The following is a 25,005-nucleotide window of genomic DNA, read 5'->3' as shown; positions in this document are numbered from 1 at the left end:
AAATCTGCCTCCTCTCTATCGGTTTTCGTTACGCTTCCGACTGGTCACCCACTGGCTTGTTCCGATGAGCAGCAAGGAAATCAGAACAATCGTTGTGGAGATCGCACTACCGAAACCATATCGGTACGTTGTAAACGTAGAGTTATACATATACGTAGCGAGCAACTCCGTTGCGTGAGCCGGCCCACCTTTTGTCATGATATAGACCAGATCGAACGATTTCAGACTGCCTGAAATACATAAGATAATCGCAACTTGTACCGTGCCCCATATCATCGGCAGAGAAATGGAAACCAGTTTGCGTATTCCGGATGCGCCATCTATTTTGGCTGCGTCATGGATTTCACCTGGAATGTTCTGCAAAGCGGAGATGAAAATAATCAGATACAGTCCAACAAAACTCCAGAGCAAGGGCGGCACTAGAGAAAATATCGCGATCTTCGCATCGGACAGCCATTGCAGCTTCCAGCTTTCAAGCCCTAGCGCATCCAGCAGGAAATTCAAGATACCGATCTGTGGATGATAGATATACTGCCAGATCATGCCGATCACAACCGTTGACAATACCATAGGCAGAAATACAGCCGAGCGCAGAAAGCGCTGGAGCGGGTTGCTTTTGTGTAACATCACTGCCAAAATGAGTGCTAATGGAATCTGACCAAACACCGAAGCCAGCACAAAAATGACATTATTTTTCAAACCCCGCCAAAAGATCGCGTCATTCCAGATTTCCACATAGTTGCTCAGGCCAATGTACGTCGATGCCCCAATGCCAGACCAGTTAAAAAAACCGTAATATGCAGACCATACAACAGGCACAAACACAAACAATGCATAGATAATGACTGCCGGAGCAAGCCCCAGCATAATAAAACGCCGATTTTGTAATGCGTTCAATGGCTTCACTTCCCCTCGTATTGCCTTTCTAATCTGTCCGGTATCGAACACTTCTGATCTAAAAACCCCTCCCCTGCCGGGAAGGGGAATGAATTATCCTTAGGTTAGTCAGCCTCCAGAAGCAGGGAACAACCTATTGTTTCATCGCATTCGCTTGAGCTGCCTGAATTCGGCCCGCAATATCTTCCGCTTTGCCGCCCATCAGCAGCTCCTGTAACCCATTATTAATCACCTCAACCGTAGCCGATCCCAGCTTGGAATCGTATACCGGCGTAATCTTCACTTCCTGCATCAGATCGTACAACTCCACAAACAATGGATGAGCTTTGGACTTATCCAGATCAATGTTGTAGCTGACCAGTGTACTGCTATCCAGCGTCGCTTTTTGACCGTCCGGACCAGCCAGTGCATAGAACAGCTCCATCGCTGCGTCTTTTTGAGCACCACTCAGCTTTTTGCTGACACCAAGACCCGTTCCAACGACTCCTGATGTTGTTCTTGGTTCACCCTTGCCGCCCTCCACAGGAGGCAGAATCGTAATATGTGTATTTTTTAACACGTCTTCCGGTGCATTGTTAACGAGGTTGGCGAGCGCCCACCCGCCGTTCATGACCATCGCAGTTTTCCCTTGAAAATATAGCTGCATCATCTGAGTTTCATCAATACTGTTGAATCCGTCCTGGAAAGCCTTCATGTTCCCAAGCTCCTGCATTTTCTTCAGCGCTTCAACAAATTGCGGATCAGTGAAACTTGCACCATCCTGAGCTACGGCTTTCAAAAACCAGTCTGTACCCGTCACCCGATCAGCCAGCGTACTGAAAATGGTAGACTGGGCAACCCAGTTCGTTTTGTTACCGAGAGCCATCGGAATGATTCCTTTTTCGTTAAACGAAGCAACCGCCTGTTCCAATTCAGCCCACGTTTCAGGAACCTTTACGTTATTCTCTTTGAAGAGTGCCTCATTGTAATAAATAAACGAGCTGGGCGCCAGATTCATCGGAACGGAATAAATATTGCCGTCCACCGTATATCCATCCAGTGCATTTGGAATAAAATTGTCTTTCCATTCCGGCTTCGCATCCAGTTCTGCGTTGATCGGCTGCAACAGATCTCCTTTTACGAACTCCTTCGTCATTGCATCCGGCCACATCACGAACAGATCCGGCATCTCGTTGGCTGCCGCAACTGTGCGCAGTCTTGTCTTAAGTCCGTCCGTTGGCAAGCCTTCATCCACCACTTCGATGTCTGGATGTGCTGTACGGAAATCTTCGATTATTTTCCGCATCGCCACCGCTTTGGCATCCTGTCCAGTCCAGTTATGCCAGATAGTCACCGAGACTTTGTCACTGCCGCTGCCAGCTTCGGAAGAATCCCCGCTTGTGCACCCTGCCAGGATAACGGCAAACAAGGTTAGTGCGAGCATGCCTGAAAACCACTTTTTCCACATCGTTATACTCCCCCTTGAGCATTTAATATTTGTATTGTAAATGGTAACGCTATCATATTGTAAGGTGACGATTCACGGATGCAGGGGTGAATAATATCGGTTCCCTGTGTACATACCAAAAAAGCCCTCCCCAAGACAATGTCATGAAGTCAAAAATAACTCCAATTACATCACTCTCAGGGAGAGACTTTGAAAATCAGTGTACACTCATTTTGATATACTTTTAACGCGTGGTTATAAGATACAATAATTCAATAAGTTCTATAGTATATATAATATAAAGGTCTATAAGTTAATCCTCTGTTATTGAAGACTGCTTTTTACCAGCGCTGCAAAAGCTTCCGAACCTTCGACGGTCAGATGCACCCCGTCTTTTTCAAAATATTCGTCATGTCCTTCGCTTGCCTGATTCCAGTCAATAAGAGAAACATTGCTGTAACTGGAGGCTGCATCCGTCAGAGCCTTGTTCACCGTTCGCTCCCAAGGACGCGGCACACGTACCGTAACGAGGTATACCCGGGTTTTATCCTTTAAGCCGTCAAGTACAGTTTTTAAATTTTTGGAATTAAATGAACCGTTTGTTCCAAGCTCCAGCACAACCTCACTGCCCATTTGCTTGTTACGCTTCAGATCCCTCAGCACATCCCCGGCCTGCCACATCTGACGGCCGACATGGCCATCTACGTACACACCGGATATGCTCTGCTCCAGATAAGGCTTGGCGTCCAGAATAACGGAATCTCCGATAATTGTATATTGGACTTTTCCATTCTTCGTGACAGGTGTCGCAGGTTTATCCGTTGCCCCTGAATCCGTTGCATCAGTTGTGCCTTCATCTGGTTTCGAACCCGATGGGGCGGTTTCTTTGTTGCCTGAATCCGATGAATTGGAAGCAGGATTATTGTCAGGATTAGAGGGCGAGTTGCCCTGATCCCGGCTATCGCTGGATGAATCGTCCGGCTTGGCCGATTTGGACCCATCTGCAGATGCAGTTCCAGGCTTGTGGCTCCCATCCGTTTTCCCGTCTGACGTCGACTCCGTACCTGACTGAACAGATGGATTCTTTTGCCCGGAATCCGAAGGTTTTGTTGTAACGGGTACAACGTCCTGGCCCTTTTCTTCAGCAGACTTTTCGCCATTGAACACCGTAGACAGGGACACCGAATGCGAATCTGAATTGGCTGCTACGGGCAGTACCGTCTGTGATATGGCATAACATAATAACAGGAACGTCATCAGCAGGCCTGTTCGTTTCCACCATACCTGACGGGGAACGAAAGAGGTGCGTCCTCTTCCCCACAGTTTTGACAAGGAATCCCGAAATCCGTTATAACGAATCGGGTTTTCAATATATTTTAACGACATCGATGCAAGTACAACCGTTGCAACGACTTGTAGCAACATACGTACAGGATGTGCACCGCCTGTATCTACAACAGGACTGGTCAGAACAATAATCGGATAATGCCACAGATATATTCCATACGAACGTTCACCAATCCAGCGCAATGGTTTTGCCCCAATAATCCGTGCCAGCAAAGACGAAGGATGGGCAAGTACTGCCACCAGCAGGGTTGCGGCAATCGTTTGTATCACCATGCCCCCCTGATAGAGGAACGAGTCGTATTCGCTCGTATTCAGCATCATATAGATGAGCACCGCTAAGGCAGCAACTCCCGATGCATCCAATGCAAGTCGATTCATCGCAGGCAATGTGCCGGACAGCTTGCGGCTCGGCCAGACTACAGCTAACGCGGCCCCGGCAAGCAGGGCAAATGCACGGGTATCTGTTCCATAATATACACGGCTCGGGTCCAAATCCGGGTTATACATGATGGCCATGGCGCCAGCTGAAAGTTCAGCTGCAACGACAATGGAGACGACCAGCCATCCCTTTCTTTTGAACAACACGATCCCTGCAATTAACAGAAGGGGCCAAAGCAGATAAAACTGCTCCTCAACAGCCAGTGACCAGAAATGTCCAAAAGGTGATGGCGGACCGAAACTTTCAAAATACGAAACATGGTGAAAGATATACCACCAATTACTTATGTACGTAACACCGGATAAGATATCCCCTTTGAGTGAAGCAAGCCGGGACGAGTCTGTACATAACAGCCAGAGCATCACAACCGCTGTCATGGTCAGCATGCCAGGCAACAAGCGCCTAAACCGCCTTAACCAGAAATCTCCAAGCGCAATGCGCCCATGTTCCCGCCACTGGGATAACAAAATATCGGTAATCAGATAGCCTGACAGAACAAAAAATATACCTACACCGAGCAACCCGCCCGGAATGAAATCCAAATTTAAATGATAAGCAATTACGCCAAGTACCGCGATGGCTCGTAAGCCATCCAGTCCGTTCATATGCCTCTTTTTTTTCACTGATTGTGACATGCGCGCCCCTCCTTGTTACTGCGAGTCCACATCCATCGAGATCGGGGCATCCTCTTACACTGGCTCATTCTGGTTGTTATTAACATACGTATTGCACCTTCCATCTTTCATTTACAACATAAAGAAGACGAATTGCCTATAGATTTAGTTGTATCGATTGTCTATTTAACTTATATTTTCTCGTGCGTTCACGATTACGTTTAGCATTATACGCCTGAAAACAACTTCATAATTGACAAGAATAGTTACAAACCCGTTTAACCGATGTAACCTTTTCTGCCAGCATAATCAGCTGTAAAATCATACTCTATATTTAATGTTTAATATAGTGCTTTTCATGGACTGGACATAATTACCTGAGCTTGTTCAATAGAAAAAGGCCGCCGACTTGCTCAGCAGCCACTATCCATTATAAACCTAACTCAGAGCGGATTGAAAGTTTTGCTTATAATTGCTTCTTCCTTCCTAGGACTCTAGAGGTGGAACGGGAGAATCAATGCATTGCATCCAGCTTGCGTCTGTGAATCATTAAAACAAATAAACCTGCTGTAATTGCACCATATACGAGCGGTATAATTGTTACCAGTAGCTTCTTAAATAAACTTTGTGCATCGTAATTAATTAACACATCTATAGTACTACTTAGAGGAGGCAACAAAAAAATCATGGCTTTAAATCCGTTTGGCAACATATTCTCTATACCTTGTATTGAAAGTGTAATAACAATGAGCACACTCAACATTAAAAAAGACATGACGCGGGAACGAATAAACTTAGAACTAAACCAGCAGGCTAAAGCGACTCCCAGCCAAGATGAAACCAAATGATAAGTCAGGGCCATGCCTAGCTCTTCAACACTCGGATTTCGATCAAACTTTTGAAAAATGGCTGGGAAAGAAACGGCATACAGAGCTAGTGGAATGGTAAAAAGCCAGCAATACAACAATTTTGCAACATAAAGTTTTACTAAACTGCCACTATGCAATACCGTCACCGCTTCCTGATTTGTCGTTTCCATATCAATCAACGTATAACAAATGACAGCAGAAATAATAAAAATAAATGTTGTTGAAAATGCATAACTAGCCATTACTGGATTTGGAACGACACTATATACGAAAATGATCCCCATAAAAAATACAAAGGTAGCTGGACCATAACGATAAGAACGCATGAAACAAGTATGTAAATATGACAGTAATGAGATCACGAGCTTAGCTCCTTTCTGGTTAAGCTAACAATCTCTCCGCCTTTATTTATAAATTCGGTTAAAAAGCTACTATAGTCTTTGTACATAAAAGTGATGAGCGTATAACCACTTTGGTTTCTTTTATATGTAATATCGGGGAAAGATTCAAGAAGATGATCAACAACGCTTAAATCTATGCTGCCTTCCAGTTCAAAATATACAACCTTCTGTTCGGAAGACGTGTTTATACTCTCCTTGCTTAGTCTTCCTTGATGAATCCAATATGTGTTGCTTTCCAATTGACTTGCTAATAATGGATCGTGCACGGCTGCCAAAATCGATGTACCTTCTTCCTTAATCTTCTTCAGAGAATGAAGCAAATGCCTCGTTGATTCTTCATCCAATCCTGAGAAAGGCTCATCCAATACCAGAAGGTCTGGCGGCTTAATCATAGCTTGCATTACATTTGTTTTTTGCAACATTCCTTTTGAGAAATGACTCATCTTCAACTGATTACTTTGTTCAAGACAAAACAAATCATGCAACTCCTTGATACGTTCTTTCAATTCTTTCTTAGTCATACCTGATATTCTGCCCATGTGTGTCAAATACTCCGTCGAAGTCATCCGTAGTTTAGATAATCGATCAGGGGTATATCCAATCACCAGATTCGTATGCTCCAATAACCTTTGACCCGACGTTAATGGAATTAATCCACACACCATGCGCAGCATCGTACTTTTCCCGGAACCATTGCTTCCTCTTATAATAATGCAATCCCCTCGACTAATCGCAAGTGACACATCTATTAAAATTTTTCGATCGCCATATTTTTTAGAAGCTTCTTTTAATGTTAATAGCGCCCTCATTGTCACCTTTCCCCCTCACTAACGATCCATTTTTCTTTCTAAAGCGATCCATGAATAATAGAGCACCCAGAATAGCGGTGGAAATATAGCTACTGCAATATACCGATGATGATATGGGAGCGTAAAAATGGTACCTACCGAGACCGGCACGATCAGAGCAAACAAAAACAAGGACTTTTTCCAATGATTATTCATGATAGATGCTACCTCCTTCCTTCGTCCAGAACCTGTCATGAACATTAATTTGAACGAATATGTGCCTCTTTTAACTGGATTTGTAAGAACAACGTCCTTATTTTAACATATTTAAGATTAAAGGGATGTCTAATGATCAAATAATTCAGGTGAAACTAGATTCGATGTACACCGTGACAGTTCAATTGAAGTCTAGCTATTTCTAACGATCCCCAGTAACCTAATTTTGTGTAAATCACCCATTTCCAACTCAAACGATTCTGAGGAACGTTATTTTGCTAAAAATAAATCAAATCGGCAAAAAGATCACCTTTTTGGTGAAATAGCGCTTCCTAAGGACCGTTAGAAGTCCAGCGAAAACAAATTAGTCTAAATAACGTCTTTCTGGCTTTAAAGCCCCCTAATCCAACTGGATACTTGAAGCCACTCAGTTACACCAAATGGAATGAGGAGAGTATTCATGAAAAACGATTTAGATGACCGGTTGGTTTGAAAAGTGGTACGTTATAGTTGTGCTTTCTATTCTCCAATAGAGGTTGTTCATGAAAGTACGGAATGTCTCCTAAAAAGCTGACGACTTGGTTCGTCAATTTGAAGATGAGGTGGGGGAACTAGTGGCTAAAAAACAAAAAGAAAAGGAACAAATTAATTAAGTCATAGCCAACTATCAAGGATTTCAGAAGTAATATTACGAAAGCATCTGAGAACAAGATTCTCAAGGGTTTCGTTAGAAAAATTCCCCGACTACAAACAGCGATAGTTTGGATTGAGTGAGGTTATCCTGTATATACGGTGCTTCGGATCTGCGATGTCTCTTGCTTAACATACTAGCACCATTCAGCAACATCCCATAAATAGGGACGTAAGATACTGTACACTCTTACAACCAGCAGGGAAAAAACTTTTCTGACACTCGGATTGTTTTTATTCTAGGAGAACATTTTTAATTTCCGACTCCATTTTTCAAGTTTTGATAATATAAAAGTTAAATTCTTCACCTACTCTATTAAGATATTGGAACTATATAATTTAATCTTGTTGAATCATTGCTTTTGGATATAATAGGAATATAGGAGTTACTGTTAAAAAGGGGAATATTATGTTTATATCAGATGACAGTACTAGTGCCGTTATGACAGTCAAACTTTTATAAAATCTTGTAGAAGCATGACGTAGGCGTAGAAACTAAACCATAATAGAAAGAGATGACTTGAAATGGACCAATTAACAAAAGGTACTTGGGTTGTGAATTCCAATAAACATCTGATGCAAATAAAATCTAACACACCAGAATTAAGTTATTATGAAGCAACTGAACAGTCTGGAAAAGCTGGAACTTTACTTGGACGTCTGATTGCTGATAAAGATGAAATAGTTTCTTATAAAAAGGCAAAAGTATTTGCACGTCAATCAGGTATTACACCTGCTGAAACAAAAGTATATTTGGATTTTTTGAGAGCTGAAGAAAAAATTGATTACAATATTGATTCAAGCAACAATATTAAAGAAATTGAAATCTATTGCTTTTCAACTGTTGATGCCTTACAAACCGTAGCAACAATGTATGAAAAATTTGAACCTAGCGAGTTTGAAAAAGCAAGCCTCGTTGGACTTCAAACTACATATGAATTACCACGTTATCAAGATGAGATGACTTCCATTCTTACAAATAATGGGATTAGCGAAAGCGCAGCGCTTACCACAATTCAACTTCAACAAGTATTAGGTCTCGTCAAATCAAGTGGTGACCCCAGTGAAAAAATTTTGTATAACGAATATGCTTTTAGTGGTGACCCCTCTAAAGTCGCAAAGGCACTAAAAAGCTTGGATACTGATGAAAAGGATATGGTAAATGAAGTACAAAGTCTGGTAATGCAATCACCAGGTTTTTTTGCTGAATCTTTGCCCCAACATATCTCACCTCACATTGTAAATCTGATGGAAGGTGTTGGTCTTCTGGATGGTATCACTGTCCAATCATCTTTTGGCGCAGGGGTCTATTACACAACACCACAATTAAAAGGACAAGGTGTTGGTACTTTTGCTATGGCTGAAGATGTCTTTCATAAGGCTAAAATTCTCTTAAGTTGCCTTCGCTTTGGTCAAACAAAATCTATATATGGTAGAGGTAAAATTTCAACTCAGGATAAAATGGTTAATATTATCAATAAACTTGTTCGTGGTGAATGGGTTGGAAAATGTACAGCAATTGGACAAGATTATCAACTTCTTGAAATGGATGGTGTAATTCAGACTCAACCTGCTGGTGGAGGTCAGTTCTACATGAAACTTCGTCAAACCGAGGTTGGTAAAATGGTTCAGCAATTGTTATCATACAAAAAACTGCTTCCTGAGAACGAAGTAAATGAAGAAGATTTTCTAAAAACTCAACCAACAGGTTATCTAATACCTGAGTCGAGACGCAAAATGATTGAGGCAAGTGATACTGCTCCAGTAGCTGATGCTAGAGCAAGATTGCTAAATTCCCTCAGAACGGGGATGAATTGAATATGGCTAATTATAATGATAGAAGCACTTCAAAAAACAATGGTGACAAAGGATTTTCTTTAGAATACATGGTAACTGGATTATTTCAAAGTCAGGGCTATTTAGCTAGAAGGTCAATACCTTTACAATATGGACCCGTCAACCAAGATGCTACTGATGTAGATGTACTTGGTATTCAGTTTACCTTGCCATTTAAAGGGCATCGAATTATCTGTGACTGTAAAAACAAGCAGAAATCAAGACCATATGAACGTATTTTTTGGGCAAAAGGACTTGGTGAATTCACTAGTGCATCTGATGTTTATGTTGCATTACCCAAAACATCTGCTGAAATTATTAATTTCGCACTAACTGGTGGTGTGAGAGTATTGACAAATGATAAAGTTAGCCAGTTTTCCAACATACCATCTGGTTCTTACGGCATTGCTGATGAAAAGTTTTATAAGGGCTTCTTTTCTTCAATAGATAAAGTGTTGAAGACAGATAAAAAGGCAGAGAAAATGTGGCTGACAGTTAGAAAACTGTATCTAAAAGATGACCCTTATACTTCTATTAATATAGCATTTGATTTTTTAAATATATCTACCAAACAGTTATCTATATCAAAAAGTGATTCTGACGATAATACATTCTGGAAATACCTTTGTTGTGAACTTGTCGTATTGATTGGTTTACAAATTCTTTGGATATGCTCAGATACCTATTCCTTACCAGAAAAAGCAAGAGAAGAGCGTATATTAAGCAAATTAACTTATGGAGAACTAGAGGCTGCACAGGTTCATAAATTATTAAGCTCTGCAAGTGATTTAGCTAATGAAATAGTACGTGCAAATATAGCACCCTCATACTTACCAAAATCAAAACTAATTGAATTTGGCGAGTTCCCTCCACCCGACTATTCATACAGTCTAATCGGTATTATTGAGAGGGCTTTGCATAATCCACAATGGTATGTAGACATGCCTCAATTGTTAGACTTTTTGTTGTTTGAACAAGGATTAAAAGGAAAAGACTTTTCTGACAATGCATTTCGTGACATGTTTAGGAGCGGTCTTTCAGATGAGAAATTAAAAGCGTCCAAAAATATATTATCTTTTATCAAAGATTCAGTTGGTTTTGAGTGGAAAATGATTTGGTCAAAACCATTGGAAGAAACACAAGTTACGAACGAAATTTCAACGCCACCAAAAAGAAACAGTAACAAAGATTCAAATGATGTGAAGAACAGGAACTCAACACCATCCAGCAGTAGAACTCCTGCTAGCAATTTGTCTAAATTCGTTGATAATTTTCTCCAAAATATCCAATCAACAAAAGTTCCTAATATGAACGGTCAAACTGAACTACCCCAAGATACTAAAATTTCAAAAATTCAGAAAGAGACTCCTGTGCAGACTCTTCGAAGAACAGTTGGACTTGAACCTTTAAAATTCTTAAATGATGATTTTATCAACAGACATACATCTTACAGTAGTTTTGATGAGTTATTAAAAGAGAATCAATTTAGAACGTATGACGATATAATGAGTATGAAATATGATGAGCGAAATCTGCTCTCACAAAAAATTAGTAAGTTTCAAAAATGGGATGATTTATTGGAAGCATCCATGACGGAATCTTTGGAGAAGAGAATCACGGAGTTAAAAAAAGAGAAATGAAATATCATTAGACCCGAAAGTTAAAAGTTAAATAACCCACACATTGAACAAGAACTTAGGTCTTTCTAACAGTTCTTGTTTTTTTTAAGAATTGATAAGGAGACTGCCTGTATAAGTTATTAATAATAAATATGTAGCATATTTACAAAGTTCTCAAATACAATTGTTTATATCAAAATTTAAAGAATGGATATTACTTTTTATAATAATTATATTTCGGGAATCGAATATAACTACACTTATATATGTTCATAAGCTAAGTACACTTACAATGTGAGACTTAGCTTTTATTTTGAGTACACAAAAATAATTAATTTCATTGACTAAAGAATATACCAATGTTCCTACGATAATGAGTTACATCAATTTTTGATGAGCTGAAATTAGTCAGTATTCTTTTTCAAACTTTATTAACACAAGCTTTGCTCGAATTAATTAAATCTCCACTAGTTTTAAAATATTTCCAGTAATAGAATTAAGAAAAATCATTTATATCGCGGTTTTAACTAAGGCTAATTTCCCAAAATTTATTTTCATTTTTCAAACCTTTTGAAGGATAACAGCTGGTAAGTCCGCACTTCGTCTGTACACTCTTTAGGTTGAACATCGCTGTTCAGGCTCATTAGAGCAATAATTGGTTCCGGAATTGTTCTGAAATAGCTTAATTACACTTGCTGTATCCGCAGTTACTGCATGTTTTACACCCTTCTACATTGATCAAGGATGCCGAGCCGCATGAAGGACATAAGTCGATAGATTGGATAAAAGCCTTTTGCCCATCGCCTCCCGCATCGTCCAGTTGTGAGGTCGGTGTCTGCGTGTTCAGCAGAACTCCCTTTGTATTGTTGCTGCTGTTCACACGGTTAGCACTGTTCGGATTCTTCACTCCAATATCCTCATTCATCTGAACATGGCTTTCCAGCGCTTTCGCGACGGCATCGGCAATGGATTCCACACGGTTAGCTCCAAATCCAATAGCCCCTGAACCTCCGATGCCTTTCAGATGTTTGATAAGCAACTCCACCTTATGACCATGATCGCCATATCGCAGGAATAGAGAGCATACCCGGCCCAGTGCCTCCGCCATTGCAAACACGTCTGAGCCTGCCTTGCCTACGTTGAGGAAAATCTCACCCGGTGTTCCGTCCAGATCATTAATCGTAATATAGGCCATGCCGAACGGCGTATGCATCTTATACGTTGCTCCGCGCAATACTTGTGGACGGCGTTTATATTGTTTATCCACCACACCCGTAGTCTGTTCTCCCAAGTCTGGCAAGCTGGACTCTCGCTCTGCATACACCGGATTTGCTACCGAAACGGACTCAGCTACCGGGCTGTTGAATTCCTCTTTATCCGCATTCTGCCCTTCATTAACCGAGGTGTCTTCTTTCTTCGAAGTAGAAAGTACCTGAACATCTCTACTGCCGTCCCGATAAATCGTTACTCCCTTACAACCCAGATCAAAAGCTAGCTCATACAGCTCCGCCGTATCCTGCACCGTAAAATCAGAAGGACAATTTGCCGTTTTCGAGATTGAACTATCCACCCACTTCTGAATGGCGGCTTGCACGCGAATATGATTTTCGGCCGAAAGATCCATCGCCGTCACATAATAATCCGGTAAGGATTCACCGGGATGCTGCTCCAGCCACTCCTCGGCAATCGGCACAAACTGTTCATCGTACCCAAGACGGCTCTGGCGAAAATACTTAAAAGCAAAATACGGCTCAATGCCAGTCGATGTGCCCACCATCGTTCCGGTACTTCCCGTAGGCGCCTGAGTAATCAGCGTCACGTTACGAATTCCCTTTTCACGGATCGCTTCTCCAACCTCTGGGTACGCCTCCGTCATCTGTCTCATAAATCCACTCTGTAAGTAAGGTTCTGCCTCAAACGCCGGGAACGCACCTTTCTCCGCGGCAATCTCCGCTGAAGCGAGATAGGCTTCCTTTGCCATAAATCCATACAGTTTATTGAGAAAATCTAGCGATTCAAGACTGCCATAACGGATACGCAGTTTGATCATCAGCTCCGCAAGTCCCATGGTTCCTAGCCCCACCCGGCGTTCACGCTGCTGATTTAATCGATTTTCTTCAAAATGATACGGCGTCGCGTCAATCACATTGTCCAGAAATCTTGCCGAAATGCGCGTCGTTTCCGCCAGCTCTTCCCATGCCACATCGTGGTTTGTTTCATCATAGAATTTGGACAAATTGATTGCTGACAAGTTACATACGCCCCAGCCTGGAAGGCCCTGTTCCCCGCAAGGATTAGTACAGATGATCGGATTAAAATACCAGCTGTTCGACATCTGATTGTAATACTCCATAAATACAACACCGGGTTCGGCTGATTTCCAAGCGGATTCAATAATCGTATGCCATATTTCACGTGCCTTCACTGTCCGGTATGGAATAACGTTATGGCCTGCCTCTTTCCATTTGCTCAAATCCCCATCCCACTCCGAATCATAGTCCGGGTCACTCGTATCGGGAAAAACAAGCTCCCAATCACCGTCCTGCTTCACAGCCTCCATGAACGCATTGCTTACGCAAACGGACAGATTGGCATTGGTCACTTGTCCCATCGTTTGCTTAACCGTAATAAAATCTAGCACGTCCGGGTGCCAATCGTTCATCATCAGCATCAGCGCACCCCGGCGGCTACCGCCCTGTTCGATAAGCCCCGTCGTATAACTGAACAACCCGCCCCAGGACACCGATCCGCTGGACGAGCCGTTCACACCTTTCACCACAGCCCGCCGAGGACGAAGGGAAGACAGATTGATGCCCACGCCACCGCCGCGAGCCATAATTTCGGTCATCTCGGTCAACGTCTTCATGATGCCGCCCCGGCTGTCTTGCGGAGAAGGAATGACATAACAGTTAAACAGCGTCAACTCCTCACTGGCCCCTGCGCCAGCAGCAATACGTCCACCAGGAACCAGTTTCCAGTCATCCAGCACCGAGCGAAACTTCTTCTCCCAAACCGCCTGTTGTTCAGCTGTCGATTCAACAGAAGCCATCGCTCGGGCAAGACGATCCCACATCTCCTCCGGTGTTTTCTCAATCGTAAGTGTCAGCCTCTCCACATCGGTCTCTATGATGCTATCGCTACGTGTCCGCACTTTAACCTGTTGTGCCTGCCGTTCAACAATCTCACCGACTTCCTTCACCGGAAACTTGGGATCATCTTTCGTTAATACAAGTACAACATCTCCGACTTTCGCATGATTTGAATCGGCGTCCTTCCATGCGTACCGATCCAGAAATATTTTCTCGCTGAGCCCTTCCAGCTTGCGTTTGTTCTCATGATGCTTCACTTGTTGGTTCGTTCCTGTATTGTTGGATGCCATCTCTGCAATCAACCTCCCCGAATAAACCGTTCATTTTAAATTCAATGCTGTCTCTGAGAATAATTTACGCCTATATACCACATATAGTGATTCACAACCATTATATTACACTATATATTGATTTTCCATGTCATTTAATTCATAGATCCTCTGAAACGGGTTATGAACTTGCCTTCCTTCGTCCATACTATTACCTACGAATAACACAAGAACGGAGAGGAAGCATCATGAACCGGAAACATCCGCATCATATGAATCAACCTGTAGCTGACTTACCTGTTCCTCTTGAGTTTGATCGAAGCTGGCTGGAACAGCTTGAATCTCGTTTGGACAAGGGCGGCCCTTGGGGGGATTACCGACTCTTTCAACTCGGTATTCAGGCTGAAGAAACGAATCTCATTCCGAACTTTGACGAAATTCAATGTCTGAAACATTTGCAAGATCTGACCCCACTTCCTCACCAGATGGATACGGCACGCAAAGTATTATTCGAAATGTCAGGCCGAGCCATACTCGCCGACGAAGTAGGTCTGGGCAAAACGATTGAAGCCGGCCTGATTTTGAAAGAATATATGGTTCGTGGACTTGTTTCGAAAGTGTTAATTCTTGTCCCAGCTTCTCTGGTATTGCAATGGGTACGTGAACTCAATTCCAAATTTGGCATCCCGGCAGTTGCGCAGAAAAAGGCTTATTCCTGGCAAAATGACGTTGTTGTTGCTTCTATGGACACTGCCAAGAGAGACCCGCACAAAGATATGTTACTAAGTATGGACTATGACATGATCATCATTGATGAAGCACATAAACTCAAAAATAAAAAAACAACCAATTATCAATTCATGCTGCAATTACGCAAAAAATACTGCCTGCTACTCACTGCTACGCCTGTTCAGAACGACATGAGCGAGCTTTTCAATCTCATTAATCTGTTGAAGCCAGGTCAGCTTGGTCGTCAGGGCGATTTTGCTGCCAACTTTGTCGTCGATAAACGTGTGCCCAAAAATCAGGAGCAGCTCAAAGATGAGCTGTCCAAAGTCATGATCCGTAACAGGCGTGGCGAAGGCCCCGTACAATTCACCAAACGCAACGTCTCTAACGTGGATCTGCAACTTTCACCCGAAGAGCAAGCGCTCTATGACGGGGTAACCTCATTTGTCAAAGATCAATACCAGGAAGCAGGAGGCAACCTTAGCAGCATGCTTTCTCTGGTCACGTTGCAACGGGAAGTCTGCAGCAGTCGGGACGCTGTGTTTGTAACACTCGTGAATCTGTCCAAGAAGTTGCCGTTGGATTCCCCACTGCGGGACAAAATCTGGGAACTGGTGGCACATATCAAGGCGATTAAAGAAAATACAAAAGCCGAAAAAACGATGGAACTGATTCGAGATATGAATGAGAAAGTCATTATTTTCACGGAATATCGGGCGACGCAGGAATACCTGTTGAACTATTTTCGTAACAACGGGCTGACGGCTGTTCCCTATCGGGGCGGGATGAACCGAGGCAAAAAGGACTGGATGATGGACCTCTTCCGCGGCCGTGTACAGGCGATGATTGCAACGGAGGCAGGTGGCGAAGGCATCAACCTGCAATTTTGTCACCATATGATTAACTTTGATCTACCGTGGAACCCGATGCGGGTAGAACAGCGGATTGGCCGGGTACATCGGCTCGGTCAGCAGAATGACGTTAACATTTTCAACCTTTCAACCAAAGGCACGATTGAAGAGCATATCCTGAATCTGTTGCATGAGAAGATTAATATGTTTGAGATGGTCATCGGTGGATTGGATGTCATTCTCGAACGGCTGGAGAAAAAGGAATCCATCGAAAAAAGTCTCTACAAAATTATGCTGGAGTCGCAGAACGAAGAGGATATTCGCCGTAAAATGGACACTCTCGGACAGTCGCTGAACACAATTCAGCGCGAGGTTGCTGACGAGGTGCCTTTAATCACCAAACTTGATCTTCACAAAGGAGGCCACTGATCCATGACAATGTCACCTCATGAGATCCAGGCTTACGTCCTGACCTATCTGGAAGCTCTGGATTGTCAGATCATGGAGCGGTCACCTGCTCATGTGACGGTTAAATTATCACCTGAAGCAGACAAGGCATTAACGAACCGTCCGTATTACTGGGGATTTGTGGAACGTGTAGGGGTGGAGCCTGAGACCATGTCGTTTACTTTTGTTTTTGACCCGGAAGCTTATCAGCAGATCACCGAGGCGGCGGAAGCCAAGTCCAAAGCGTCTCAGCTTGCTCAAACTTCGCCTGAAGCGAATGCTGATGCTCCGAAAGAAACGATACTCGGACGTTATTTTGGCATCACGCCTTCCATGCCGCAGCTTGGACCCGGACGCATTCTGCGAGAAGATGTAGTGTATGGCAGCCGCAGATTACAGCAAATTTTTGCCGCAGCCCGCGAAGGTGGCGCCTTCGTAAACCTGTTTGAACAAGCCGCCAAACGCCAGATTAGGGCCACATCCCCGGCCGTATATGAACCTTGGTTAGGGGTTTGTTTTAAAGTCGAGTTTGCTTGTGACCTGAAACGGGAGGAATTACACTTCCTCGGCATTTCACTACGATCGGGTGAAATCATCGAAAAGTTCGGCAGCAAGCTGAGCCGGCGTGATCTCAGCCCAAGACTGGCTGAAAATATGCATGCCCAAGCACCGAAAATTTCGCTAGCTGATGCAGGAGCTGCTCTCGAATCACATCTCACCAATCACTTAAGCAGTCTGGATTATAGTTGGGCGGAAAAAGCAAAAGAACGTCTGCAACTCGAACTTGATGTGGTTGATGCCTACTATGAAGCCGTACTGCGAGAAGATATGCCTGAGGTTACTGAGGATATTGAAGTTGAAACGGTTCGTCCTGTTATTAATCGAGTTCGCGGCATATTAGAACCGGTCCGAGCCGACGTGGAAATGGCCGCCGAAGCTACCATACAACCGATGCAAGATGATGTAGACCCTGAGCAAGAAAAAGCGAAACAGGCGGTTATAGATCGTGAAGCGATGAAACTGCAGTATGAAAACAGGCGAACCGAGATGATCTGGCAATATGAGCCGAAGGTGAAGGTCATTGCCATAAGTAGCGGCATGTTTCACTTAAGATAAGACGAAGACACTACTTTTCCTGCAAATGCTGGCAAAAGTAGTGTTTATTCATAACCTTTGAACCGACAGTTTGCAGCACCCTTTGCATCCCCTCTCCTCTACAATGAAGTCAGGAAGAAGGTGTTTATAATGAAAAAACGGCTCAGGTCAAAACGACGAAATATCAGGCATTGCCTATCGGTCTTCTTGAGCATGATAATCTGCTTTGCTCTTCTCTCCATCTGGCCGACGGCTCATGCAGCGGCACCAACTGACAGGCTGGCACCCGCATCTGTAGAGCAATTCGCACAACTGCAAGTGAACGCACTCGGTACCTCCAATCCAGATTGGCTTGCAGCGAAGCTTGAATATTATCCATTAGGACCGGGTAGCCATGGCTGGTTTGTGCATGCCGGCATTCAGGACAAGTCCGTTGGATACATGATTATTTCCATAAATCCGCAAGGTCAGCTTCTTCTCAGTGAGTATGGTCAGGGAGAACATTCCTTGTATAATAACGAATTGCTAGGACAGGCTCTAGAACGACAGGACTTGGATATGAAGATTTTACAAACTGCTGGTGATAAGATTACACGTCGATATGCTACTCCTCTTTTGGCTTATTGGAAAGTGGAACGTGTAAATCATCCCGCTTTGTACATTGATGCATCCAATGGAGATTTGTTGCCAGTCGATCAGTTAGAACGTATAGAGACTGGCTCTGGAACGAAATCTTTCGACTTGAAGGAGTTGCAACAACAGATAGCCATACCTGATACAACAAGATTTCATACGAGTCCTGTTATTCTACAGCCTGCTTTTGACCCTTCATCTCAACTAACCTGGCTGACATCTGAACCTCTGCAACCCTCCCAAGTGAAGCAACAGCTCCAGCAGAATCATAGAGAAGCCCTTGTCTTTTCAGCAGAAGAATGGAATCTGTTCTACGGTGGTCCTTTGCCAGTAAGCGGATACCAGATATGGAGTGTTGCAGTTTCAATGTCTGATCTTTACGTCGGTCTTGGTGGCCTTAACTCCACTCAACGCTTCATTTCTTTGAATAAGCTCTTGAATGATGGACATTTCTACAAGATTAATCCTTAGCACATGCATTCATCATCTTTCTTAAAGCTCAATCAAAATAATTCATAAAAAGACGCATCCTAATATAGGATTGCGTCTTCTTGGATTGGCACTTTCGTTCGTCTTTTTTGATGAATCGCTTTTAACTCTTCTCTGATCTTCGTTTCTTCTTGTCTACCCATAGGGATACCGCAAATGGAATCATGCCAAACCATTTCATGGACCAGGGCTCTTTCCTTCTGCTTTGTGCTCTCCGTTCCTTTCGCTCATCCTTCGGCGTGTCGATGTAATGTACCACACGTTGCGTAATGTATTTAACCAGTTCATCACTTTTAGCCATAAAGCAGCCTCCTCTTTTTCCGCACATTCGTGATCTAACGTTATCCCTATTGTGCGCAAGATGTGATTGAACTAAACATTTTTTTGTGCCATAGCGTATGAAATGACCTAAAATGCACAGTCTAATGCCAAAGGTATCCATCCTGCCTTTTTCGCTTCATCACCTATATTTTGAAGGAGTGTATAATTCGATGTTTAAGCTACTATTGACGACTCCCATAGTCCTGCTGATTAGTGTTTATTCTTTAACCGGTTTCTCCTCCGCTTCTACACTGACTCGCCCTGATCCATCTGCCAATCAGCCGTCCATCATGCCCATCACGGACGGCGATTCCTATCGCTCAAGCCATCATGCTTTTGCGGCACCCGTTATCCTGCTGGATGTTGGACATGGAGGTATCGACGGAGGAACAACGGAAGCCGGTGTTTTGGAAAAAGACATCAATTTAGCGATCAGTCAAAAGTTATACTTACTTCTTCGCGGCAAAGGTTACACCGTCATGATTAACCGTCTGGGTGATTACGCACTAAGTGATGAGAACCGTTGGTTAAACAGCCGCTCACGTCACATCAGGGATCTCGCACAGCGCAAAAGCCTCAGTGAGGAAGTAAGCACCGATATCGTCGTTAGCATTCATGCGAACTGGAGCCCACGGTCAGCCACGCACGGCCCTGTAGTGCTTCATCAGAAAGAGGGACGCAGCTATCTGCTGGCACAATCGATTCAGGATGCGATGAATAGCTTATGCGGAACACAACGTGAAGTCGTCTGGGGCAAACCGTTTTACATGCTAAATTATGTGAAGCATCCGGCAGTCATTGTGGAAACGGGTTTTTTAAGCAATGCAGCCGACCGGGCCAGAATCAGTGACCCCGCAGAACAAAAGCGAATTGCCCAGTCGATTGCGGATGGAATTATTTATTATCTGTCGGTAGTGTAGGTGCCGCCTGCCAGTGCCATACATCCCTTACCATATCACCGATTCCTACAAATTGAACTTGACTCTGCAGGCGGGAGACCGACTCCCGTATCACTGCCGAAGTATTCATGCCTGTATGACCGACATGGCCAATGACAACGCAGCTTTTCTTCTCAACCGCACGCCGAGCAGCCAGATCAAGCTGCTTGCGGATATGTGCCTTTGAATTCTGGTCATCCAAAAAAATGTCATTGCCCACAGGCGGCATATTTTTAGCTATGGCAAGATCGCCAACCACAGAACGAAAATTCGTACGGCTGTCCACAAAAAAGAGACCACGCTCCAAGCAGACATCCAGTACAATGGACATAATGCGTTTATCCGAAGTGATTTTAGAACCCATGTGATTGTTCATGCCGATCGCATAGGGCACATCATCAATGGCCTTTTCAACCCGTTCTCGAACCTGCTCATCCGTTAGATTGGATGTAATGGCCCCCGGGCCAAGCCATTCCGGCTTGCCCTTCTTGGGTTCCATCGGCATGTGTACAATCACATCCATCCCTTTCTCATGTGCAGCAATGGCATCCTTCTTCGTTGTTGGCAAAAAAGGCATCACTGCTACAGTCAGCCTCACAGGCATATCTAGAATTTCTGCTGTGCCTTTCATATCGTTGCCCACATCATCGATAATGATGGCCATTCGATTGAACTGAGATGATGATGAAACCGGCTCCGTTAACAAGGCTGGCATGGCAGAAACTCCAGTTCCTCCTGCTCCAATAACAGCTATGATGAGACACAGGAAAATCCGCATTCGAAACCTCATTTTAACCGAATAGTCCTGTTTCGCTTGATTACGTATCATACCCTTCAGCCTCCTCTAAACTTGGTGTTCTCATTGTTTGATTTCAGCCGCAGTTCTATGTAAGCTCCCTTTCCCAATTCATTCTAGGAACATCTGAACATAAAAAAAGCTTGCTTCAAAGCAAGCTTTAGAACATGACTACGTAGCATCTCATAGCGATTAGACAATTAATACTTTCATTAAGACGATCACTTTTTTCAAAAATCATAGGTTTCCCTCTCCGGTTCACGTTTTAACGCCTGAGCTAAACGCTCAATATACTCGGTTCGAATCAGCTGACTGCTCTCTGCCTCGGGAGCAACGTGCTCTGAAGCATGATAACACCCGGGATACAGGTGGAATTCAACCTTAACTCCTGCTCTGGCCAGACGAGCCACATACTCGATGATCTCATCCCGGAACAGATCCAGCTCACCTACGCAAATATACGCAGGCGGCAGGCCTGTAAGATCGGTAGCAAGGCTGGGAGAAGCATATGCAGGAACTTCAATGTTGAATTGGTGTCCGAGATACATCTTCCAAGCCGCTATATTGTGCGCCCGATTCCATATCGAAGGATGTGTCATCTCATAGCTGGAAGATGTGCCATTCCGATGATCCAGCATCGGATACAGCGGTAGCTGAAAGCACAGTTCAGGCCCATTGCGATCTCTTGTTAAAAGGGTGAGTGCTACTGCCAGCCCGCCTCCTGCACTGGCTCCCCCAACGGCGATACGCTTCAGATCTATCCTTCGTGCCTCAGCTTCTTCTGACATCCATTCAAGTGTGCTATAACAGTCCTCAAGCCCTGCAGGATAAGGATGTTCCGGTGCCAATCGATAATTCGGAGAGACAACGATGCAATCCGCTCGAATCGCAAAATCCGTACAGAGTCGGTCATCCCCCTCGGGACTTCCAAGAATCATTCCTCCTCCATGAATCCACAGCAGTGCCGGCCTCTCTTGTGTATTCTGATGTACAGGTGTATAAATGCGAAGCTGCAGCTCGTTTTCATCCGGTCCTTCAATATACACGTTCACGATCTCAACAGCGTTTGAAGTCTGACCAACTTGTGAAGCATTCAGATCTGCATTTTTGCGTGCTCTCATCAGATCTTCAGGCAGCTGTATAACCTCAAGTCCAAGTAAACCTGCCCTTAGCTCTGGTGCGACTCTATTCATAAAATCCATGTTGTCTCCCCCTGTCTCCCTAAACGAATTCATATCATATCGACTTGTGTATGTTAACGGGTTGATATATGAACTGTAGAAGGAGTGTGCTTTATTCCAAGCACCTCTTCTATGTCGTTTCCCGCTCAACCAGCCGGACTGGAAATAGGTTCGAGTCGGGAATTTCTTCTCCCTTAATCTGGTTAACAACCAGACTGATGATCCTTTCAGCCATCTCCTCTACCGGCTGACGAACACTGCTCAGTCTTGGACTCAGCAGAGAAGCAATTTTCACATCATCGTAACCGATAATTCGCATGTCCTCAGGGATACGTTTTCCCACCTGACGGGAAGCCTGCATAGCTTCAGCAGCAATGACATCACTGCTCGCAAATATGCCATCAACGGCGGGATGTTGCTCCAGAAAGCCTATGATCTCGTCTTGAATCTCCTGCTCATCCCCGGCTGAAGCGTCCAGTTGCAGATGAATCGGTTCAAGTCCTGCATGTTGCATTACGGCTTCATATCCTTGCGCTCTGCCATTTGCCAGCAAAGCGACATGATGTGGCCCTCCAATGCCTCGATAGAGAAAGGCAGGCTGTTTGCAATTTTTATCAAGGAGTAGCCGCGTAGCAAGTCTGCCCCCCATCTCGTTATCCGAAGAAACGACCGGAATGTTGTCGGCCACTTCACGATCCAATGAAACAATCGGTAGATTCAGATTCAGGTAATGCTGTACATCAAGAACGGAACTGCCTGTAATGATCGCGTCCACCTTGTTTTTTTTCAACATATCAATATATTTGCTTTCTTTACTGATATCTCGATTGGAGTTGCACAATAAGAGCTTGTATCCGGACTTATCCGCATAATACTCCAGATGGTAAGTCATCTCACTAAAAAATGGGTGGGATACATCTGGAATGATCAGACCAATCATATTGGATTTTTTACGAAACAAAGCTCTCGCCATCTCGTTGGGTTGATAATCAAGCTCTTTCATTACCCGATAGACCTTTTGGCGCGTTTCTTCGCTAATGTATCCTCTATTATTTAATACGCGGGACACGGTTGTAACCGATACTCCTGCTTTTTTGGCAACATCATCAATCTTGGGCATAACCGTTAACCACCTTGCTCTTTTTAATCCATTATAAGCTTAATCGTTTTCCATTTCACTCCAGTTCACTTGTTGCTACTTCAATGCTATTTCAGTGCACCCTCTGTAATCCCCTTGATAATCTGTTTTTGCAGAAGCAAATACATGATCAACACCGGAATAATCGTCATAATCAACCCGGCCATGAGCGGCGCATAATCTACTGAATAGGACGAGAAGAAATTGTACGTAGATAGTGGTAATGTTTTGTGCTCCGGCGATAACAGCACCAGGCTTGGCAGCAAGTAGTCATTCCAGATCCATAACACATCCAGCACGATCAATGTCACAAATACCGGCCTTAACAGGGGAAGCACAATCTGAAAGAACGTCCGCATACGCGAACTCCCTTCGATAAAAGCAGATTCTTCGAGTTCGTAAGGGATGCCCTTAATAAATCCATGGAACGTAAATACGCCAAATGGCACGCCGAAGCCCAGGTACATAAACAGCAAGGTTATTTTGGAGTCGAGCAGACTCATATTGCCGTACAGCATCACCAGCGGGATCATTAATACCTGAAACGGTAGAGCTAGTGAAGCCAGCATCGCATAGAAAAGAATGCCATTCACACGCCATTTGAAACGAACAAACAGATACCCCGTCATGGATGAGAAAAAAAGAATCAGCAACACGGAGCCGACGGTAATCAGCAACGAGTTCAGAAATCCATCCAGAAAATTCATATTGTCAAATGCACTGACGTAGTTGTCCAGCTGAATTCCCGTTGGCAACGATAACGGATTTTCCACGAACTGCTGGGTCGATTTGAATGAGTTCATAATAATCAACAAAAACGGCGTGAGAAAAAGAAACAGCAACACGTATAGCAGTATTTTCTTCAACGAAGGAAGGAATTGGCGGAACGACATCAGGACTCGACCTCCAATCTCTTGAGCAAATACGATTGCGTCAACGCAATAATGGCGACTACGGCGAAGAGCACCACAGCCTCCGCTTGACCAACCCCGTACTGGTTAGACAAAAATGCCTTTTGCACGATATGATAGGTCGCCAGCTCCGTAGAATTAAACGGCCCCCCTTTGGTCAATGCAAGGTTGATATCATAGGTCAGAAACGATCGAGAAATCGAAATAAATACACAGATCACAATGGCTGGAATGGTGAGCGGTAACATGATCCGGCGTATCGTTGCCATGCGGCTTGCCCCATCGATGCTGGCAGCCTCGAGTACATCATTCGGAACCCCGGCAAAGCCTGCAATATAGATGATCATGAGATAACCAATCAACTGCCATGACGTTGTGATAACGAGCGCCCAGAAAGCCGTGTCTGTATTGGTTAACCAGGATGTTTCAAACCAGGACCAGCCATATTTTTGGCCTAAGTAAGGAAGCACTTGTGAGAACAAAGTCTGCCAAAGATACCCCAGAATGATGCCCCCAATCAGATTGGGTGTAAAAAAACCAGTGCGAAGCCATTGCTCACCTCTCCCACCACCCGTCAGCACCAGAGCAATAAAAAAAGCAGCAGCGTTTGCGATAATGACAGTGAAAAATACATATTTAAGGGTAAACCATAATTGAGTCCAGAACACGGTATCCTGCCAAACCGCGATATAATTGGATATACCAATAAATGTGTTATCCCCCGTACGAACATCCCAATTGGTGAACGTAAGGTACAATCCAACGATGAACGGGATCACAACCACTGCGAGAAAAGCGATAACGGAAGGAGCTCCAAACAGTAAGAAGGTTCCCGCGTTTCTCATCCGTATTTTTCTATCCATGTCGACCTCCTGTGTGTCCCTTGGTAACGGCTTGATGAACAATTTGATGAACGTTGGAATAATGGAGGATGCGCCCCCTGTATGGATGCACATCCTCTGTCGAACGTTAATAA

19 protein-coding genes are annotated in these 25,005 nt (G+C 43.9%); 6 read left to right on the top strand and 13 right to left on the bottom strand.

Translation table 11 applies throughout. The features are described 5' to 3' along the window. Window positions 1-15: 15 nt before the first annotated feature. The 6 genes from FS818_RS03030 to FS818_RS28675 all read right to left on the bottom strand — a co-directional run bounded on the left by FS818_RS03030 (window position 16) and on the right by FS818_RS28675 (window position 6,997). Window positions 16-897 carry a carbohydrate ABC transporter permease gene (locus tag FS818_RS03030; RefSeq protein ID WP_145329507.1) on the bottom strand — a complete coding sequence of 294 codons (882 nt, stop codon included), beginning with the start codon at window positions 895-897 and terminating at the stop codon, window positions 16-18. Between the two features lie 133 nt (window positions 898-1,030). Beyond that, a complete protein-coding gene (locus FS818_RS03025; protein WP_145329505.1) occupies window positions 1,031-2,344 on the bottom strand; it encodes an extracellular solute-binding protein in 1,314 nt (437 codons plus the stop codon). Between the two features lie 303 nt (window positions 2,345-2,647). Further along, window positions 2,648-4,744, bottom strand: a complete 2,097-nt coding sequence (locus FS818_RS03020) for an acyltransferase family protein (protein WP_145329502.1) — start codon at window positions 4,742-4,744, stop codon at window positions 2,648-2,650. 493 nt (window positions 4,745-5,237) lie between these two features. Beyond that, window positions 5,238-5,834, bottom strand: coding sequence for a hypothetical protein (locus FS818_RS03015; protein ID WP_260989772.1), 597 nt, complete (start codon window positions 5,832-5,834; stop codon window positions 5,238-5,240). A 116-nt stretch (window positions 5,835-5,950) separates the two neighbouring features. After that, window positions 5,951-6,802 carry an ATP-binding cassette domain-containing protein gene (locus FS818_RS03010; RefSeq protein WP_260984500.1) on the bottom strand — a complete coding sequence of 284 codons (852 nt, stop codon included), beginning with the start codon at window positions 6,800-6,802 and terminating at the stop codon, window positions 5,951-5,953. Between the two features lie 18 nt (window positions 6,803-6,820). Then, on the bottom strand, window positions 6,821-6,997 hold the full coding sequence (locus FS818_RS28675; protein ID WP_186331560.1) for a hypothetical protein: 177 nt from the start codon (window positions 6,995-6,997) through the stop codon (window positions 6,821-6,823). Between the two features lie 1,215 nt (window positions 6,998-8,212). On the opposite strand from FS818_RS28675, the gene FS818_RS03005 reads away from it, so the two are divergent. Then, complete coding sequence (locus tag FS818_RS03005) at window positions 8,213-9,505, top strand: hypothetical protein (protein WP_145329493.1); 1,293 nt, start codon at window positions 8,213-8,215, stop codon at window positions 9,503-9,505. A 2-nt stretch (window positions 9,506-9,507) separates the two neighbouring features. Further along, window positions 9,508-11,163, top strand: a complete 1,656-nt coding sequence (locus tag FS818_RS03000; protein ID WP_145329490.1) for a hypothetical protein — start codon at window positions 9,508-9,510, stop codon at window positions 11,161-11,163. Between the two features lie 661 nt (window positions 11,164-11,824). Here FS818_RS03000 and FS818_RS02995 read toward each other — a convergent pair. Next, window positions 11,825-14,521, bottom strand: a complete 2,697-nt coding sequence (locus FS818_RS02995) for an adenosylcobalamin-dependent ribonucleoside-diphosphate reductase (RefSeq protein ID WP_145329487.1) — start codon at window positions 14,519-14,521, stop codon at window positions 11,825-11,827. A 227-nt stretch (window positions 14,522-14,748) separates the two neighbouring features. On the opposite strand from FS818_RS02995, the gene FS818_RS02990 reads away from it, so the two are divergent. The 3 genes from FS818_RS02990 (at window position 14,749) to FS818_RS02980 (ending at window position 18,726) form a co-directional block, all read left to right on the top strand. Continuing rightward, window positions 14,749-16,509: a DEAD/DEAH box helicase gene (locus FS818_RS02990; RefSeq protein ID WP_145329484.1), complete on the top strand. Its 1,761-nt coding sequence runs from the start codon at window positions 14,749-14,751 to the stop codon at window positions 16,507-16,509. Between the two features lie 3 nt (window positions 16,510-16,512). Continuing rightward, the gene (locus tag FS818_RS02985) at window positions 16,513-17,643 is read left to right on the top strand and encodes a YqhG family protein (RefSeq protein ID WP_145329481.1); all 1,131 of its coding nucleotides are present in this window, start codon (window positions 16,513-16,515) and stop codon (window positions 17,641-17,643) included. Between the two features lie 192 nt (window positions 17,644-17,835). After that, window positions 17,836-18,726: a hypothetical protein gene (locus FS818_RS02980; protein WP_186375397.1), complete on the top strand. Its 891-nt coding sequence runs from the start codon at window positions 17,836-17,838 to the stop codon at window positions 18,724-18,726. Between the two features lie 121 nt (window positions 18,727-18,847). Here FS818_RS02980 and FS818_RS02975 read toward each other — a convergent pair whose 3' ends face one another. Next, entirely contained in the window at window positions 18,848-19,045 is a 198-nt protein-coding gene (locus FS818_RS02975) for a YqzE family protein (RefSeq protein ID WP_090924381.1), read from the bottom strand. A 190-nt stretch (window positions 19,046-19,235) separates the two neighbouring features. Between FS818_RS02975 and FS818_RS02970 the strand changes: the two genes are divergently transcribed. Further along, the gene (locus tag FS818_RS02970) at window positions 19,236-19,985 is read left to right on the top strand and encodes an N-acetylmuramoyl-L-alanine amidase family protein (protein ID WP_145329476.1); all 750 of its coding nucleotides are present in this window, start codon (window positions 19,236-19,238) and stop codon (window positions 19,983-19,985) included. Here the strand turns inward: FS818_RS02970 and FS818_RS02965 are convergent. The 5 genes from FS818_RS02965 to FS818_RS02945 all read right to left on the bottom strand — a co-directional run bounded on the left by FS818_RS02965 (window position 19,960) and on the right by FS818_RS02945 (window position 24,892). Then, window positions 19,960-20,832 carry a divergent polysaccharide deacetylase family protein gene (locus tag FS818_RS02965; RefSeq protein WP_145329473.1) on the bottom strand — a complete coding sequence of 291 codons (873 nt, stop codon included), beginning with the start codon at window positions 20,830-20,832 and terminating at the stop codon, window positions 19,960-19,962. The genes FS818_RS02970 and FS818_RS02965 overlap by 26 nt on opposite strands. Window positions 20,833-21,029: 197 nt before the next feature. Next, a complete protein-coding gene (locus FS818_RS02960) occupies window positions 21,030-22,001 on the bottom strand; it encodes an alpha/beta hydrolase (RefSeq protein WP_145329471.1) in 972 nt (323 codons plus the stop codon). Between the two features lie 109 nt (window positions 22,002-22,110). Further along, on the bottom strand, window positions 22,111-23,100 hold the full coding sequence (locus FS818_RS02955) for a LacI family DNA-binding transcriptional regulator (RefSeq protein WP_145329468.1): 990 nt from the start codon (window positions 23,098-23,100) through the stop codon (window positions 22,111-22,113). 86 nt (window positions 23,101-23,186) lie between these two features. Next, window positions 23,187-24,011, bottom strand: a complete 825-nt coding sequence (locus tag FS818_RS02950; RefSeq protein WP_145329465.1) for a carbohydrate ABC transporter permease — start codon at window positions 24,009-24,011, stop codon at window positions 23,187-23,189. Then, window positions 24,011-24,892, bottom strand: a complete 882-nt coding sequence (locus FS818_RS02945) for a carbohydrate ABC transporter permease (RefSeq protein WP_145329462.1) — start codon at window positions 24,890-24,892, stop codon at window positions 24,011-24,013. Before FS818_RS02945 ends, FS818_RS02950 begins: the two co-directional genes overlap by 1 nt. Window positions 24,893-25,005 lie beyond the last annotated feature (113 nt).

Source organism: Paenibacillus xylanexedens (genome assembly GCF_007680605.1).
Classification (GTDB): domain Bacteria; phylum Bacillota; class Bacilli; order Paenibacillales; family Paenibacillaceae; genus Paenibacillus; species Paenibacillus xylanexedens_B.
The sequence above is the reverse complement of the archived record's forward strand: the minus strand, read 5'-3'. Positions and strand labels throughout refer to the sequence as shown.